This window comes from Erwinia artemisiae (assembly GCF_051400835.1).
Classification (GTDB): domain Bacteria; phylum Pseudomonadota; class Gammaproteobacteria; order Enterobacterales; family Enterobacteriaceae; genus Erwinia; species Erwinia aeris.
The window spans coordinates 233,591-249,333 of the sequence record NZ_JBLFFM010000002.1 but is presented as its reverse complement, the minus strand read 5'-3'; the positions used below and the strand labels follow the sequence as shown (position 1 = coordinate 249,333).

General features: G+C 56.8%; 14 protein-coding genes. 7 read left to right on the top strand and 7 right to left on the bottom strand.

Annotated features, from left to right (window positions below):
* Window positions 1–28: 28 nt before the first annotated feature.
* The 4 genes from ACMGEE_RS05735 to moeA all read right to left on the bottom strand — a co-directional run bounded on the left by ACMGEE_RS05735 (window position 29) and on the right by moeA (window position 4,277).
* Window positions 29–478, bottom strand: coding sequence for an emp24/gp25L/p24 family protein (locus tag ACMGEE_RS05735; RefSeq protein WP_436829791.1), 450 nt, complete (start codon window positions 476–478; stop codon window positions 29–31).
* Between the two features lie 139 nt (window positions 479–617).
* Window positions 618–2,162, bottom strand: coding sequence for a GGDEF domain-containing protein (locus tag ACMGEE_RS05730; RefSeq protein ID WP_436829790.1), 1,545 nt, complete (start codon window positions 2,160–2,162; stop codon window positions 618–620).
* 127 nt (window positions 2,163–2,289) lie between these two features.
* Complete coding sequence (gene moeB, locus ACMGEE_RS05725; protein WP_436829789.1) at window positions 2,290–3,042, bottom strand: molybdopterin-synthase adenylyltransferase MoeB; 753 nt, start codon at window positions 3,040–3,042, stop codon at window positions 2,290–2,292.
* Window positions 3,042–4,277, bottom strand: a complete 1,236-nt coding sequence (gene moeA / locus ACMGEE_RS05720) for a molybdopterin molybdotransferase MoeA (protein WP_369894926.1) — start codon at window positions 4,275–4,277, stop codon at window positions 3,042–3,044. The genes moeB and moeA overlap by 1 nt, the downstream gene beginning before the upstream one ends.
* Before the next feature lie 253 nt (window positions 4,278–4,530).
* Here moeA and ACMGEE_RS05715 point away from each other — a divergent pair, with 253 nt between their 5' ends.
* The 6 genes from ACMGEE_RS05715 to ACMGEE_RS05690 all read left to right on the top strand — a co-directional run bounded on the left by ACMGEE_RS05715 (window position 4,531) and on the right by ACMGEE_RS05690 (window position 11,325).
* Window positions 4,531–5,493 (top strand): isoaspartyl peptidase/L-asparaginase, encoded by a 963-nt coding sequence (locus ACMGEE_RS05715; protein ID WP_253454767.1) that lies wholly within the window; start codon window positions 4,531–4,533, stop codon window positions 5,491–5,493.
* Between the two features lie 9 nt (window positions 5,494–5,502).
* Entirely contained in the window at window positions 5,503–7,356 is a 1,854-nt protein-coding gene (gsiA, locus tag ACMGEE_RS05710; RefSeq protein WP_370733858.1) for a glutathione ABC transporter ATP-binding protein GsiA, read from the top strand.
* Window positions 7,357–7,390: 34 nt separating this feature from the next.
* Window positions 7,391–8,923: a glutathione ABC transporter substrate-binding protein GsiB gene (gene gsiB / locus ACMGEE_RS05705; RefSeq protein ID WP_253454765.1), complete on the top strand. Its 1,533-nt coding sequence runs from the start codon at window positions 7,391–7,393 to the stop codon at window positions 8,921–8,923.
* A 55-nt stretch (window positions 8,924–8,978) separates the two neighbouring features.
* Window positions 8,979–9,899 carry a glutathione ABC transporter permease GsiC gene (gsiC, locus tag ACMGEE_RS05700; protein ID WP_253454763.1) on the top strand — a complete coding sequence of 307 codons (921 nt, stop codon included), beginning with the start codon at window positions 8,979–8,981 and terminating at the stop codon, window positions 9,897–9,899.
* 9 nt (window positions 9,900–9,908) lie between these two features.
* A complete protein-coding gene (gsiD, locus tag ACMGEE_RS05695; RefSeq protein ID WP_253454762.1) occupies window positions 9,909–10,814 on the top strand; it encodes a glutathione ABC transporter permease GsiD in 906 nt (301 codons plus the stop codon).
* Window positions 10,815–10,875: 61 nt separating this feature from the next.
* Entirely contained in the window at window positions 10,876–11,325 is a 450-nt protein-coding gene (locus ACMGEE_RS05690) for a DUF4385 domain-containing protein (protein WP_436829788.1), read from the top strand.
* Between the two features lie 47 nt (window positions 11,326–11,372).
* On the opposite strand, the gene ACMGEE_RS05685 is transcribed toward ACMGEE_RS05690, so the two are convergent.
* Both ACMGEE_RS05685 and ACMGEE_RS05680 read right to left on the bottom strand, forming a co-directional pair.
* Window positions 11,373–12,221, bottom strand: a complete 849-nt coding sequence (locus ACMGEE_RS05685; protein WP_436829787.1) for a manganese catalase family protein — start codon at window positions 12,219–12,221, stop codon at window positions 11,373–11,375.
* A gap of 656 nt (window positions 12,222–12,877) precedes the next feature.
* Window positions 12,878–13,585 carry a phage antirepressor KilAC domain-containing protein gene (locus tag ACMGEE_RS05680; RefSeq protein ID WP_436829786.1) on the bottom strand — a complete coding sequence of 236 codons (708 nt, stop codon included), beginning with the start codon at window positions 13,583–13,585 and terminating at the stop codon, window positions 12,878–12,880.
* A gap of 201 nt (window positions 13,586–13,786) precedes the next feature.
* On the opposite strand from ACMGEE_RS05680, the gene ACMGEE_RS05675 reads away from it, so the two are divergent.
* A complete protein-coding gene (locus ACMGEE_RS05675) occupies window positions 13,787–14,899 on the top strand; it encodes a PQQ-dependent sugar dehydrogenase (protein ID WP_436829785.1) in 1,113 nt (370 codons plus the stop codon).
* Window positions 14,900–14,944: 45 nt separating this feature from the next.
* On the opposite strand, the gene ACMGEE_RS05670 is transcribed toward ACMGEE_RS05675, so the two are convergent.
* Entirely contained in the window at window positions 14,945–15,601 is a 657-nt protein-coding gene (locus tag ACMGEE_RS05670; protein WP_436829866.1) for an HAD family hydrolase, read from the bottom strand.
* Window positions 15,602–15,743: the final 142 nt, after the last annotated feature.

Below are 15,743 nucleotides of genomic sequence, written 5' to 3'. Positions count from 1 at the left end.
CGCCTTATTGGCCCGGTAAGCTATCGGGTCAGATTTTCAGGATCGCGGTTTTAATAAACCACAGAAGAACGGCCACCAGCGCCGGGATCATCAGCGTCCAGGTGATCCTGCTGTTGATATCGTTAAACTTCTCAAACATTCGCTCGAATTTTTCATCTATTCGCTCGAATTTTTCGTCTATTCGCTCGAATTTTTCGTCTATTCGCTCGAATTTTTCATCAATCTTTTCAAATCTGATATTAGTGCGCGCTTCGCTGGCCGCTATCTCTTTTATCAACTCGGCTCTGAGTTCCGCCACGTCCGTTTTGGTGGCAAAATTTTCTGAACGAGCCGTAAGCACGGCAAGATCGAGTTTTATCTGTCGCGTATCTTCTTCAAGTCGCTCGACGCGCTGTTCCAGAATATCCATATTTTCTCCGTTTCCTTCGTCCTTATGCCAGACATCACTCATGTCAGACGGGCATAAATAGCTACCCATATCCCTGTTCCTTGTGTCCTGTAAGCTACGCCAGCGGGGCGAGATAAGCAAAGGGCTGGCTGGTATTGGCGCGTAAAGAATAAAGGATAACAGCGCAGAAAAAGGTGAAGGTGCGCAACTATTTGATGTTTTCTGGAAATTACTGGAATATTTCCACTCTATTCCTTCCGGCTAATTTTGCCTGATAAAGCGCTTTATCCGCCTGGCCTATCAGCGTCTGGCGATCTTCCGGCTGATTGCTCTGCATCACATGGAGACCTATGCTGATAGTCACTACTTTAGCCGCGCTTTCGCTGTTACGATGTGGGATCTCCAGCGCGGCAACGGCTTCTCTTATCCTTTCCGCCACTCTCATCGCCGCCTCCTGGCCGCAATCGGTAAGGATCACCGCAAATTCCTCGCCGCCGTAGCGTGCGATCAGGTCATCGGAGCGAAGCCCAATGTTCAACAGGGCGTTGCCGACGTATTTCAAACACTCGTCGCCAGCCAGATGGCCGTAGGTGTCGTTGAACCGCTTAAATGAATCCACATCTATCATCAGCAGCGCCATCGGCGAACGCAGCTTATTGGCGCGCTCCAGGCTGCGATCCAGATAGAGGTCGAACTGGCGGCGATTCGCCAGACCGGTAAGGCTGTCCACCAGCGCCAGCGTTTGTAGCGTACGGTTCATCGCCGTCAGCCGGTCGCGCGCCGTGGCCAGCTCCTCCTGATCGCGGATAGTATGACCAACATTACGCAGCAGCAGCCAGCCCAGCGCGGCAATCACCAGCAGCAGCAGCGCGCACAGCGACAAATAAACCACCAGCTCGGCCAGCCAGGCCTGCACCAGCTGCTTTTTGTCATAGCCGACGGTAATCACCAAGGGATAGCGTTTCAGGCTCGCATAGCCAAAAATACGTTCGACGCCGTCAAGCGCGGCTTTGTAGCTTGCCGTTCCGTTGGAGGAAGTTTTTAACAGATGCGTAAACAGCGGACTGTTGGCTATGTTGCGGTTAAGCAGATTATCGACAAAAGGACGAACGTAAAGAATATTGCCCGTATGGGTCATCAGCGCCAGCAGGCCTTTGTCACCCAGGCTGTAATAGCCAAAAATCTGCCGAAAATAGTCGATGCGCAGCGTAGCCAGCAGCACGCCGCGAAAAGTGCCGTCGCGGTTGTTCAGCCTCATTGAAACGGGAATAACCAGCTCGCCGGTGGTGCGGCTGCGAATGACCTCATCGATATGCAGATCCAAATCGCTATGCTGCTGATGATATTTAAAGTAGGCGCGATCGGCATTATTGCTGCGCTGGTTAAGCATTCCCTGAGAAGTCAGCACCCAGTTGCCTGCGCGGTCGTAGACAAACAGGCCGTGCAGCTGCGGCAGCGAAGCTTTCCGCTCCATTAACAGTGTGCGCAGGTAGTTCTGCCGCTCGGCGTCCAGACCGACCAGCGTAATACGATCGCGTAGATCCTGCAGCGTCAGTTCGACCGGCAGCAGCGTATCTTCGGCTTGTCGTGACAGCGATTGTGATAAATTCCGGGCGTTATTTTGAGTTTCATTCACAATGCGCTGCCAAATACTGTAAACCACCCATCCGTTCACCAGCACAACGGCACAGCCTATCACCAGCAAAAATACAACCAGCAGGCGACGCAGACTCTGCATGCTGACATCCGGTTGCGGGTGATGCTCCTCACTCATGCAATTCTCCCTGGCGCGACGTTCGCAGTGATCTAACTATAGCGGCAGCCGGGAGAATGGCTTGTTTTTACAGACTAAGCGGGCAAGGAATGAGCGCGCCGTTGCAAAAACAGGCGCGCAAAGAAGGTCAGCCGCTGCAAACCTCGCAGCAGGGGTCTTTGGCAAGCTTAAGCGTGCGGAACTGCAATGTCATCGCATCATACATCAGCAGTTTTCCCGCCACGCTGTCGCCATATTTGCTCAGCAGGCGGATGGTCTCCATCGCCTGGAGCGAGCCGATGACGCCGACCAGCGGCGCCATCACGCCCGCTTCCACACAGCTGAGCGCGGCATCGCCAAAGAGGCGGCTCAGGCAGCGATAGCAAGGCTCCGCTTCCTGCCAGGTAAAGACGCTAATCTGGCCTTCCATACGGATAGCCGCGCCGGAAACCAGCGGCGTTTTGCTGGCGAAGCAGAGCCGGTTTAGCTGCTCGCGAGTCGCCACGTTATCCGTACAGTCCAGCACCACGTCATGCCGGGCGATCAGATCGGCCAGTTCTGCCTCTTCAAGCTGGCGATCGATGCTTTCCAGCACGATATGCGGATTGATTTCACCTAGCTGACGGCGCGCGGAGTCAACCTTCGGCAGGCCAACCTGCGCATCGCGATGCAGGATCTGCCGCTGCAAATTAGAAACGGAGACGTGGTCAAAATCGAGCAGCGTCAGATGGCCCACGCCAGCGGAAGCCAGATAAGGGCTGGCGGCGCAGCCTAAACCACCCAGCCCAACGATTAATGCTTTTGCCGCCTTCAGCGCTTCCTGGCCGTCGAAATCGAAGCCGCGCAGCACAATTTGCCGGTTGTAGCGCAGCATCTCTTCGTCGCTCAGTTCCGGTTTCATTACCCCTCCAGCAGGCTGTTGAACGGCTCGACTTCCACCCATTCCCCGGCCTGCACGTTGCCGCGATCGCGCTCCAGCACGATAAAGCAGTTCGCCTGGCTGAAAGAGCTGAAGACGTGCGATCCCTGCGGGCCGGTGCTGCTGACTTCCAGCTCGCCCAGCGCGTTGCGCGACAGTTTGCCGCGCTGAAAATCGAGCCTGCCCGGCGTTTTTTTCAGGCTGCTGGCGCTTTTCACCCGCTGGCGAGGCGGCAGCGCGGCAGCGGTCAGGCCGCTAAGCTTCGCCAGCAGCGGCTGCACCAGCTGATAAAAGGTCAGCACCGCGGAAACGGGATTGCCCGGCAGGCCGCAGAACCAGCTGTTTTGCAGCCGGCCGAAAGCAAAAGGTTTGCCCGGCTTGATCGCCAGCTTCCAGAAGCCGATTTTGCCCAACTCTTCCAGCATCGCTTTGGTGTAGTCTGCTTCGCCCACCGAAACGCCGCCGCTGCTGATCACCACGTCGGCCCGGCTGTCCGCTTCAATAAAGGCGGCGCGCAGCGCGGCCTGATTATCGCGGATAATGCCAAGGTCAATCACCTCGCAGCCCAGCTTTTCCAGCATCAGGCGCACGGCAAAACGGTTAGTGTCGTAGATCTGACCAGCGGCCAGCGGTTCGCCGACCGGCTGAAGCTCATCACCGGTAGAGAATACCGCCACGCGCAGCCGACGTTTAACGGCCACTTTCGGCACGCCCAGCGAGGCCAGCAGCGGCAGCTCCGCCGTGCCCAGACGAATACCTGCGCTCAGCACGCTGGCGCCCTGAGCAATATCCTCACCGGCCAGGCGAATATTCTGCCCGGCGTTGACCGTGGCCAGAAACTTCACCGCTTCGCCAGCCTGTTCGGTTTCTTCCTGCATCACCACGGCCTCCGCACCTGCCGGTACAGGCGCGCCGGTCATAATGCGAATGCAGCTGCCGACCGGCCACTCGCCGCTAAAGGGCGTTCCGGCAAAGGCTTTCCCGGCGACGGGCAGCGGATTTCCCGTCGCCAGGTCGGCCAGGCGTACGGCGTAGCCATCCATAGCGGAGTTGGCAAAGGGGGGAACATCAACAGGAGAGATAACGGCGGCGGCGGTAATTCTGCCCGTGGCCGCGGTCAGCGGCACCGTTTCGGTTTCTGCAACCGGCGTGACGCGATCCAACATGGTAGACAGCGCGTCGTCAAGGGAGATAAGTCCCGCAGTAAAAGCTTCCATAACGTCCTCGGCATGCCCGACAGCCGGGCAGGCGTATACAATCAGATGGCAAATAGTATGGCGTGAATTATTGACGCGGTCACGTAAAGCTACCAACAGGTTATAAACCATAAGCTTTCGTTATTACCGCCGTACCCACTTTCCGCTTTACATCACTTTACAGCCTGCCTATAGTCAAAAACGGTCACAATTTGACAAAACCATTCTAACACAGTGTTTTTCTTGCCGATTTGGCACGCAGGGTAAAAGGATTATGAGCAGAGCAGCAATCGTCATCCATGGCGGCGCTGGCGCTATTGCCCGCGCCAGCCTGAGCGCGGAAAAAGAACGGCTTTATATCGAGGCGCTTTCCGACATCGTCGCCAGCGGACAGGCTATCCTGGCGCAGGACGGCAGCGCGCTGGATGCGGTAACGGAAGCCGTGCGTCTGCTGGAGGAGTGCCCGCTGTTCAATGCGGGAAAAGGCGCGGTCTTTACCCATCAGGGCACCCATGAGCTCGACGCCTGCGTGATGGACGGCAGATCGCTGGAAGCGGGCGCGGTCGCGGGGGTCAGGCAGGTACGCAATCCGGTGCTGGTCGCGCGTGCCGTGCTGGAGAAAAGCCCGCACGTGCTGTTTATTGGCGAGGGCGCGGAGCGGTTTGCCGTTGAGCAAGGCTTCGCGCCGGTGCCGCCCGACTTCTTTTCTACGCCGGAACGCTACGAGCAGTTACAGCGAGCCTTAAAGATGCAGCAAACCATGCTGGATCATGACGGCGCGGCGCAGGCGTCCGACGATCCGCTTGACCCCGATCGTAAATTCGGCACCGTAGGCGCGGTGGCGCTGGATCGGCACGGCAATCTGGCGGCGGCTACCTCAACAGGCGGCATGACCAACAAGCAGGCCGGACGCGTCGGCGACTCGCCAATCGTCGGCGCAGGCTGCTACGCCAATAACGCCAACGTAGCGGTTTCCTGCACCGGCAGCGGCGAAGTGTTTATGCGTACGCTGGCGGCCTATGACATCGCTGCCCTGATGGAGTACGGCGGCCTGTCGCTTAAGCAGGCCAGCGAGCGCGTGGTGATGGAAAAAATCAGCGTGCTGGGCGGCAGCGGCGGCGTGATAGCTATAGATCGCGAAGGCAACATTGCGCTGCCGTTTAACAGCGAAGGCATGTATCGGGGTTTTGGCTACGTGGGCGATGCGCCAAACGTGGGAATCTATCGCGAAGAATAGGGAGTCAGGATGGCCAGTGGATCCGATCTGTCCGCCGGACAGGTTTTGTCGGTCAAAAACTTGAGCGTCAGCTTTGCGCAGGAAGGCGACACCGTGCAGGCGGTGAAAAACCTTTCGCTTGAGGTGCAGCGTGGCGAAACGTTGGCGATAGTAGGCGAATCCGGCTCGGGAAAATCCGTTACCTCGCTGGCGCTGATGCGGCTGGTGGAGCAGGGCGGGGGACGCATCGACAGCGGCGAAATCTGGCTCCGGCGCCGCAACGGCGAAGCGATCGATCTGCTGCGCACGCCGCAGTCGGGGCTGCGCAGAGTACGCGGCGCGGATATGGCGATGATTTTTCAGGAACCGATGACCTCGCTTAACCCGGTCTTTCCCGTCGGCGATCAAATCGCGGAATCGATTGTTCTGCATCAGGGTAAAAGCCACCGCGAGGCGCTGAAGGAAGCCGAACGGATGCTGGATCTGGTGCGCATTCCGGAGGCCAAAAACGTGCTGGGCCGCTTTCCGCATCAGCTTTCCGGCGGCATGCGTCAGCGGGTGATGATTGCGATGGCGCTCTCCTGCCGTCCGGCGCTGCTGATTGCTGACGAACCCACCACGGCGCTGGACGTCACCATTCAGGCACAAATCTTACAGCTGATCCGCGTACTGCAAAAAGAGATGCAGATGGGCGTTATTTTCATCACCCATGATATGGGCGTGGTGGCGGAAATGGCCGATCGCGTGCAGGTGATGTATCGCGGCGACGTGGTAGAAACCGGGCCGGTTGAGGCCATTTTTCAGCATCCGCAGCAGGATTATACCAAAGCGCTACTGGCCGCGGTGCCTAAGCTGGGCGCGATGCGGGGCAGGCCTTTCCCGGCTCGTTTTCCATTGTTAACGGCCGACAGCGAAACGGCGCAGGAAAAACAGGATACCGTGGTGAACGACGCGCCTCCGGTGCTTCAGGTGCGGGATTTAGTGACGCGTTTCGATATACGCAGCGGCATTCTGAATCGCGTCACGCGGCGCGTTCATGCCGTGGAAAAGGTCAGTTTCGATCTGCGCGCGGGTGAAACGCTGGCGCTGGTTGGCGAATCGGGCTGTGGGAAATCCACCACCGGTCGTTCGCTGCTGCGGCTGGTCGCCAGCCAGGGCGGCACCATCACCTTTAACGGCCAGCGCATCGACAACCTTACCGGCGCGGCGCTTTCTCATCTGCGGCGCGATATTCAGTTTATCTTTCAGGATCCCTACGCTTCGCTCGATCCACGTCTGACGGTTGGCTTTTCTATTATGGAGCCGCTGCTGGTGCACGGCGTGGCGAAAGGCAAAGAGGCCGAGGCGCGCGTGGCCTGGCTGCTGGAGCGCGTCGGCCTGCTGCCGGAACATGCCCGGCGCTATCCGCACGAGTTTTCCGGCGGCCAGCGCCAGCGTATCTGCATTGCGCGAGCGCTGGCGCTCAATCCTAAAGTGGTGATTGCTGATGAATCCGTCTCGGCGCTGGACGTGTCGGTGCAGGCGCAAATCGTCAATCTGATGATGGATCTGCAACGGGAGTTTGGCATCGCCTTTCTGTTTATCTCTCACGATATGGCGGTAGTGGAACGGATCAGCCACCGCGTGGCGGTGATGTACCTCGGGCAGATCGTTGAGATAGGTTCGCGCCAGGCGGTATTCGAAAATCCCCAGCATCCCTATACGCGTAAATTAATGTCTGCCGTGCCGGTAGCCGATCCGCAGCATCGCCGTCGCGAACGGGCGCTGCTGGCGGATGAGATACCCAGCCCGATTCGGGCTATCGGCGAAGAGCCTGAAGTCGCGCCGCTGGTAGAAGTCGGCGCGGGGCACTATGTCGCCCGTCATGCCGTCGGCGGCGTCTGAATATGCTGCATAACAAAATCACTGGAGAAAAAGCATGATTATTGAACGCAAGCTGCTGTTGGCTGCCGGGATCCTGAGCAGCCTGACGGCGATCCCGGCCTGGGCGGCAAAAGATGCGGTGATCGCCGTTGGCTCTAATTTCACCACGCTCGATCCTTATGACGCCAACGACACGCTGTCGCAGGCGGTCGCCAAATCTTTCTATCAGGGCCTGTTCGGCTTTGATAAAGAGATGAAGCGGATTAACGTGCTGGCGGAGAGTTTTGACGCCAGCAAGGACGGCCTGACCTACACCATTAAACTGCGCAGCGGCATCAAGTTCCAGGACGGCACCGATTTCAACGCTGAAGCGGTGAAGGTGAATCTGGATCGCGCCAGCAACCCTGATAATCACCTCAAGCGCTACAACCTGTTTAAGTCGGTGGCGACCACGGAAGTGATCGATCCCACTACCGTGAAAATTACCCTGAAACAGCCGTTCTCCGCTTTTATCAACACGCTTGCCAGCCCGGCAGCGGCGATGATTTCACCGACTGCGCTGAAAAAATATGGCAAAGAGATCGGCTTCCACCCGGTGGGCACCGGCCCGTACGAGCTGGAAACCTGGAACCAGACCGATTTTGTAAAGGTGAAAAAATTTGCGGGCTACTGGCAGGCTGGCTATCCGAAGCTGGACAGCATTACCTGGCGGCCGGTAGTGGATAACAATACCCGTGCGGCAATGCTGCAAACCGGCGAGGCGAATCTGGCTTTCCCGGTGCCTTACGAGCAGGCCAAACTGCTGGAAAAAAACAGCAAATTAGATTTGGTGGCCACGCCTTCCATCATGCAGCGCTATATCAGTTTTAACGTCACGCAGAAGCCGTTTGATAATCCCAAAGTGCGCGAGGCCATCAACTACGCCATCAATCGCCAGGCGCTGGTGAAGGTCGCCTTTGCCGGTTACGCCACGCCGGCCACAGGCATCGTGCCGCCATCGATTCAGTATGCGCAAAGCTACCCGCCGCTGGCGTACAACCCGGCGAAAGCGCGCGAGCTGCTGAAAGAAGCGGGCTATCCGAACGGCTTCAGCACCACGCTGTGGTCTTCGCATAACCACAGCACGGCGCAGAAAGTGTTGCAGTTTACCCAGCAGCAGCTGGCGCAGGTAGGCATTAAAGTTACGGTCACCGCCATGGATGCCGGCCAGCGCGCGGCACAGGTTGAGGATAAAGGGCAGAAAGAGAGCGGCGTGAAAATGTTCTATACCGGCTGGAGCGCCTCGACGGGCGAAGCTAACTGGGCGCTGACGCCGCTGTTCGCCACGCAGTCCTGGCCGCCGACGATTTTCAATACCGCTTTCTACAGCAATCCGCAGGTGGATAAAGATTTGGCCGATGCGCTAAACACCACCGACGCTCAGAAGAAAGCCTCGCTCTATAAAGACGCGCAGGATCGCATCTGGAACGATCGCCCGTGGGCACCGCTGGTGGTGGAAAAGCTGGTTTCAGCCAATACCAAAAACCTGACGGGCTTTTATGTCATGCCGGATACTTCGTTCAGCTTTGAAGAGGCCGATCTGAAGTAACCGCTCCGGCGGCGCCAGGTGTGGTGGGCGCCGCCGTGAACGTGTCAGGAAACCTATGCTTAACTATTTTATTAAACGACTGCTGGGCCTGATCCCCACTTTGCTTATCGTGGCGGTGCTGGTCTTTCTGTTTGTGCATATGCTGCCGGGCGATCCGGCCAGGCTGGTGGCCGGGCCGGAAGCGGACGCCACCGTCGTGGCGCTGGTACGCCAGCAGCTGGGCCTGGATCAGCCGCTGATTCAGCAGTTCTGGCATTTTATCAGCCAGGCGATACGGGGCGATTTTGGTCAGTCGATGGTTTCCCGTCGGCCTGTTTCGGCGGAAATCGCCCAGCGTTTTCTGCCCACGCTGTGGCTGACGCTGAGCAGCATGGTCTGGTCAGTGATTTTCGGCATGACTATTGGCATCGTCTCGGCCGTCTGGCGCAATCGCTGGCCGGATCGTATCGGCATGACGCTGGCCGTTTCCGGCATCTCTTTTCCCGCCTTCGCGCTGGGCATGCTGCTGATGCAAATCTTCTCCGTGGAACTGGGCTGGCTGCCTACCGTCGGCGCGGATGGCTGGCGCAACTATATTCTGCCTTCCATCACTTTGGGTGCGGCCGTTGCCGCAGTGATGGCCCGTTTTACCCGCGCCTCTTTTGTGGAGGTGATGCAGGAAGATTACATGCGTACCGCGCGGGCGAAAGGCGTGCGCGAAACGTGGGTGGTGATCAAGCATGGCCTGCGCAACGCGATGATCCCGGTCGTTACCATGATGGGCCTACAGTTCGGCTTTTTGCTGGGCGGCTCGATTGTGGTGGAGGTGGTGTTCAACTGGCCGGGACTGGGGCGCCTGCTGGTGGATTCGGTAGAAATGCGCGACTACCCGGTGGTACAGGCCGAAGTATTGCTGTTTTCACTGGAATTTATTCTTATTAACCTGGTTGTCGATATGCTGTACGCGGCGATTAACCCGACTATTCGCTACAAATAAGGACGGGCGATGAAAAACTGGCGACGTAGCGCGGCCCTGGCCGCGATGCCAACGATAAAACAGCATCGCGTACGCACGCCGTGGCGGGAATTTTGGCGGCGCTTTCGTCGCCAGCCGGTGGCGATGACGGCCGGCCTCTTTATTATCCTGCTGATTGCGGTTGCCTTTGTGGCGCCCTGGCTGGCGCCCTTCGACGCGGAAAACTACTTTGATTACGATCGCCTGACGGAAGGGCCATCGGCGATGCACTGGTTCGGCGTCGATTCGCTGGGCCGCGATATTTTTAGCCGCGTGCTGCTGGGAACACGCTTATCGCTGATTTCCGGCTTTTTTTCGGTAGCGATCGGCGCGGCCATCGGTACGGTGCTGGGGTTGCTGGCGGGCTATTATGAAGGCTGGTGGGATCGCATTATTATGCGCATCAGCGACGTGCTGTTCGCTTTCCCCGGAATTTTATTGGCGATTGCCGTGGTCGCTATTATGGGCAGCGGCATGGCGAACGTGGTTATCGCCGTGGCTATTTTTAGTATTCCTGCCTTTGCGCGTCTGGTGCGCGGTAATACGCTGGTGCTGAAACAGATGACATACATTGAATCCGCCAGAAGCATTGGCGCTTCGGATGTCACTATTATCCTGCGCCATATTCTGCCGGGTACGCTCTCCTCTGTGGTGGTCTATTTCACCATGCGTATCGGCACCTCGATTATTACCGCCGCCAGCCTCTCTTTTCTGGGGCTGGGCGCGCAGCCGCCGACGCCGGAATGGGGCGCGATGCTGAACGAAGCGCGCGCGGATATGGTGATGGCGCCGCACGTGGCGATTTTCCCCAGCCTCGCCATCTTTTTGACCGTGCTGGCATTTAATCTGCTGGGCGACGGGCTGCGCGACGCGCTGGATCCTAAACTGAAAAACTGAGCCATGCTGGCGACTTTTTCGTTTCCTGTGCCAGGCTTACCTCTTTACCCAGAGGTGGGCCGTGAAGGAATTTGATTACGAGCAGGATTTTAAAACCATCGATTTTCGTCAGCACCCTGAGCTGTATCAGGTTGGGCGCGGAGAACAGGGCGTCCTGATGGTCGAGCCTTATAAAGGCGAAATATTACCGCACTGGCGTTTCAGAACGCCCGCCATTGCGGAAGCCTCGGCTAAGAAAATTATGGCGCTGTTCGAAGAGTACCGTGCAAAAGATGATTTTGTCGGTATGGACATGGCGCGAAAATTTATTCAGATGGGCTATACGCGAGCCAGGCGCTACGCCAATCATAAAGGCGGCCGCAAATATGACGAAGATCAGCAGGTGCTGCCTTATCACGTTAATGAAGAGAAAGCGGAAGCGGCGGCTATTTTTAAAGTCTGGTGGGATAAGATCCGTGAGGACGAAGATTACCTGAAACGTAAAAAAGCCCATCAGGCGAAATATGGCTAACGCGGTTAAACGTTAAAAGGCCGCAGTTAAGCGGCCTGAATACAGCATTATTTTTCCAGCGGAGCGCCCGGCTGGATCTGCTCTTTCTGCGCGCCGGAACCCGCTCTGGCCGGGCCAAGGATAGGTTCCTGCCCCAGGATGTCCGGTTTCTCTTTCGCGGTAAACTGCCCTACGCCGTCGTAGGCCGGGCCTTCACTCCAGCGGCCTTTCGGCAGCGGTTTATCCAGCGAGGTGTTCAGACAGTAATAAGAGTGCTCCTGCGCCTCCTCCGACTGCGGGAAGCTGTTCGGAACGGGCATAGACGCGCCGATACCGCCCATATCCTCAATTACCGCCAGCCACTGCTGCTGGTGCATGGTATCGCGGGCAATCAGGAAAGAGAGGAAATCCTTCATGCCTTTGTCTTCCGTCAGGTTATACAGGCGGGTTGCCAGTACGCGGCCGGTAGCCTCTGCGGTAACGTTAGCCAGCATATCCGCAGCAACGTTGCCGGAAGCGTAAATGTGACTCATATCAAAAGACATCCCGTTGGCGTTGACGGGCATGGCCGCCAGGCCTGACGACAGAATATGACGCGGATTCATGCCGCCCAGGATAGCGTTAACTACCGGATCCTTTGCCGACTCTTCCTGATAGGAGAGCGGTGCGCCTTCAAGGTTAAGCGCGACGGCGTGACCAAGCATTTCGATATGAGCCAGCTCTTCGGTAGCGGTGGAGATCAGCAAATCTTTAATGCGTGGATCGCCGCGAGTCCCCATCGCCTGGAAAAAATATTGCATAGCAACGCGTATTTCCCCTTCGACACCGCCGATGGCCTGCTGCAACAGCATGGCAAATTCTGGATCGGGCTTGTCGACTTTTACCGGATATTGCAGTTTCGATGAATGATGAAACATGTTTTCCTCCTGGTAGATTACGTTATTTAAGCAACGCAATAAGCCTGGTAGAAATTGGTAAAAATGGGAAGGCAAACACGATAAATTCTCATTTACCCGCACCGGATGCCCAGAAAACAAGCAGATACAGCGCACGTCAAAACGTGGCGGAAAGCAGGCGTGGCGCTGAAAAGCGCTTAAAACCGAACGGAATATTCCGGATAAACATCCCTCGCAAAAACAGACTTTTCTGAAGCCTGCAGCGCGTCACAAATCTTCAGGCGGGATGATTAACAGCGGTCAGCTACAACAGGCAACGAGTTTTATCCATATAACTAACTGCAGCCGGTTTCAGGCAGGAAACTGTCAGGCGGAAGGGATAGTCATAGCATAAACGATGGTTCTGAAAGCCGATTACCGGTACCGGGTTTAAGACAGGATATCAGACAGAATAACCGGTAATCAGGAGAGTTAGCCTCAGCATAAAAGACGGCTCTTAAAGCCGACCAACCGTACCGTGTTCCAGGAGGAATAACCGACAATCGGAAGGGTTAGTCTCCGCATAAACAACGGTTCTGAAAGCGGACGTGCTGCGGATTATTTTAGCCGAAACATCAGCCACCCGATCAGAGTGACAACATGCTATAACCCAGCCAGTCCATGGCCGATTACTGCTGTTACGCCGCTGCGCCTTTTGGCTGTGCAGCAAGATGCGCTGCCCACAGGTTAGTCACCCATTTCACGCCTTTAGCAGTAAAGCGAGCCTGTGAGAAGGCGTGCAGGTTCTCGCCTACGCTGGTGCGCACCGTAAAGTAGCCCGCCTGCACATAATGCTGCTGCGGCATCAGCGTGCCGTTGGCGCGGTACATAATATTGCGTTCAAACAGGAACTGACGGAATTCAGGTTCTTTCACCTTCAGCATTTTGCAGAGCTGGCGAAAACCCAGCGAATCTTCCACCTGCACAAAGCGGTCAAAAAACTCCGCCTTTGGGGCGAAAAGGGCAAGCTGCTGCTCGGCTGCCTGGCGCTGTTCAAACTGTTCGGCCCAGGCACGCGCCGCCGCTGCGGGATTGGTGAAATCCGGCAGGCGAGTACTTCTCTCGCGTTCCTGCCAGCTGTCCAGCGCCTGGGTGATAAACGCGGGCGCAAGACGCGCCACGGCCAGTAACGAATCGCGCTTGTTCAGGCAATACTCCTGACGCGTTTCGCCGTCACGCTCGTAAACACCAATCGTCAGCGGTTGAGAAAGACGCTGGGTGGTTTCCAGCGTTTTGATCAGCCGTTTTACTTCGCCGTGCGGAATACCAGCTAACTGAGCGATTTCCCGGCTGCTCATCGTGACCGATTGATTCAGCGAGCTGAGGTTTTCTGTCGAAATCATCATAGGTTTTACCCCCAAGCTTTTCAAAAGACACCCGAGCGGGCAGTAGAAATATTATACAGTTGCCTGTTTAAATATCCAGTACTTTTTTTAAGCGATCGAGTTAATTGAATCTGCTATCAATTTTGAATTTTTGTAAAGGTAGCCCGCCTGAAAAGCATCTCCACTAGAGTTATTTCAGCCCCTTTTATCTGGAGAAAAAGTATGTCCCGACTGCTGCAAACTTGCCTGCTGAGCGCCTCGCTTTTGACCATGGGAACGGCTGTGGCCGAAGAAGTTACCGTGACCGAACTCCAAAAAGGATTAGATCATCCCTGGGGCATCGCCTTCCTGCCGGAGGAGCAGGGATTGCTGATCACCGAACGCGGCGGGCAGCTGCGCCTGTGGCAGCAGGGAAAGGGGCTGTCGGCGCCGCTGACAGGCGTCCCCAAGGTCTGGGCCGAACGACAGGGCGGCCTGCTGGATATCGCGCTGGCGCCTGATTTTGCGCAAAGCCGTCGGGTCTGGCTCAGCTATACGGAAGCAGATAAAGAGGGACGTGCTGGCGCGGTTGTAGGTTATGGCAGGCTGAATACAGCCCATACCGGGCTTGAGAGTTTTCGCGTTGTACTGCGTCAGGAACCGAAACTCTCAGGTGGCGCCAACTTAGGTTCACGGCTGGCTTTTGATGACAAAGGCTATCTCTACATCAGCTTTGGCGATAATTTCCAGGCCGCGACGGCGCAGGATCTTAAAACGCTTACCGGCAAAATTGTGCGGCTGAAAGCGGATGGCAGCGTGCCTGAAGATAATCCATTTGTGCAGCAAAAGGACGCACGGCCTGAAATCTGGACATACGGCATGCGCAATCCGCAGGGACTGGCGCTGAATCCGACGACGCGGGAAATGTGGGAAAATGAGCACGGCCCGCGCGGCGGCGATGAGATTAATCTTCTGCGTAAGGGAGAAAACTACGGCTGGCCGCTGGCGACCTGGGGCATAGATTATGGCGGCGACAAAGTGCCCGGTTCTCAGGGCGGCGAAGCACCGAATACGGTTCAGCCGCAGCTTTACTGGAAGGTTTCGCCTGCGCTCAGCGGAATGGCGTTTTATCAGAGCGATCGCTTTCCGGCATGGAAAAACTCGCTCTTTATCGGCGCGCTGAAAGACAAAAGTCTTATCCATCTGACCGTGGACGGCGAAAAGGTGACGGAGCAAGCCCGCCTGCTTAAGGATCGCGGCGAGCGCATTCGGGACGTGCGCACCGGCCCTGACGGCTATTTGTACGTATTAACGGATGAAACAGACGGCAAACTGCTGCGCATTGCGCCGAAATAAAACCGGCCGAGGGGCCGGTTTACCAGGGAAAGCGAGGCCAGCCCGCTATTTTATCCAGCGGCATACTTCCCAGCCGCGCTGTAGCGCCACCTGATAAAGCGGCTCCGCTGGATTAATAACGTGGGCGCGATCGGCTCGTTCCAGCAACGGCAGATCATTGATGGAATCGCTGTAGGCCCAGATTTGCGTAAACCGGGCGTCATCCTGTAACGCCAGCCAGTCTGTCAGTCTCGCCGTCGCATCCCTGCCGTTTTTGCTTACGCCGCAGGGGCGGCCGCTGTAGCGATCGTTGACGATCTCCACGCCGACAGCCAGCGCGCCATCTGCGCCAAGCTGCTGCGCGATAGGCGTCGCCAGATGATCGCCGCCTGGCGACATCACCATCACTTTATCGCCACGCTGCTGGTGCCATGCCAGCTTTTCGCGCGCGGCAGGATAGAGGCGGGGCAGGATATCGCGCTGAATAAAGCGCCTGACCCAGCCGGCAACGGTAAGCGTACCCATTCCTGCCAGTGGCGTTAACGTCGCCTGCATATACTCCTCTGCCGACAGCAGGCCCTCACGATAACGAGCCATTAGCGCTCTTTCCTGCTCTACCAGCACGGCCGGCGCATACCCTTGCGAAACCAGCCAGCGGCACCACAGGCTGGCGCTGTCTTCGCAAATAAGCGTTTCATCAAGATCGAACAGGGCTAAATCCATCATGTTGACTCCACCAAGAGACTGAATTCAGATTAGCGGAGTTTTGTGACGGACTTAACAGCCTGCTGCAAAATCAGACTAACGCCCTGTGGCGCGGTGAGTTTCTCTAATAAATTTTAAAAAACTTTACTGAATCAAGGTT

What these genes read in the sequence shown, in the direction of transcription:
- ACMGEE_RS05735 (WP_436829791.1), bottom strand. Translation starts at nt 478, where the DNA reads ATGGGTAGCTATTTATGCCCGTCTGACATGAGTGATGTCTGGCATAAG.
- ACMGEE_RS05730 (WP_436829790.1), bottom strand. Translation starts at nt 2,162, where the DNA reads ATGAGTGAGGAGCATCACCCGCAACCGGATGTCAGCATGCAGAGTCTG.
- moeB (WP_436829789.1), bottom strand. Translation starts at nt 3,042, where the DNA reads ATGAAACCGGAACTGAGCGACGAAGAGATGCTGCGCTACAACCGGCAA.
- moeA (WP_369894926.1), bottom strand. Translation starts at nt 4,277, where the DNA reads ATGGAAGCTTTTACTGCGGGACTTATCTCCCTTGACGACGCGCTGTCT.
- ACMGEE_RS05715 (WP_253454767.1), top strand. Translation starts at nt 4,531, where the DNA reads ATGAGCAGAGCAGCAATCGTCATCCATGGCGGCGCTGGCGCTATTGCC.
- gsiA (WP_370733858.1), top strand. Translation starts at nt 5,503, where the DNA reads ATGGCCAGTGGATCCGATCTGTCCGCCGGACAGGTTTTGTCGGTCAAA.
- gsiB (WP_253454765.1), top strand. Translation starts at nt 7,391, where the DNA reads ATGATTATTGAACGCAAGCTGCTGTTGGCTGCCGGGATCCTGAGCAGC.
- gsiC (WP_253454763.1), top strand. Translation starts at nt 8,979, where the DNA reads ATGCTTAACTATTTTATTAAACGACTGCTGGGCCTGATCCCCACTTTG.
- gsiD (WP_253454762.1), top strand. Translation starts at nt 9,909, where the DNA reads ATGAAAAACTGGCGACGTAGCGCGGCCCTGGCCGCGATGCCAACGATA.
- ACMGEE_RS05685 (WP_436829787.1), bottom strand. Translation starts at nt 12,221, where the DNA reads ATGTTTCATCATTCATCGAAACTGCAATATCCGGTAAAAGTCGACAAG.
- ACMGEE_RS05680 (WP_436829786.1), bottom strand. Translation starts at nt 13,585, where the DNA reads ATGATGATTTCGACAGAAAACCTCAGCTCGCTGAATCAATCGGTCACG.
- ACMGEE_RS05675 (WP_436829785.1), top strand. Translation starts at nt 13,787, where the DNA reads ATGTCCCGACTGCTGCAAACTTGCCTGCTGAGCGCCTCGCTTTTGACC.
- ACMGEE_RS05670 (WP_436829866.1), bottom strand. Translation starts at nt 15,601, where the DNA reads ATGGATTTAGCCCTGTTCGATCTTGATGAAACGCTTATTTGCGAAGAC.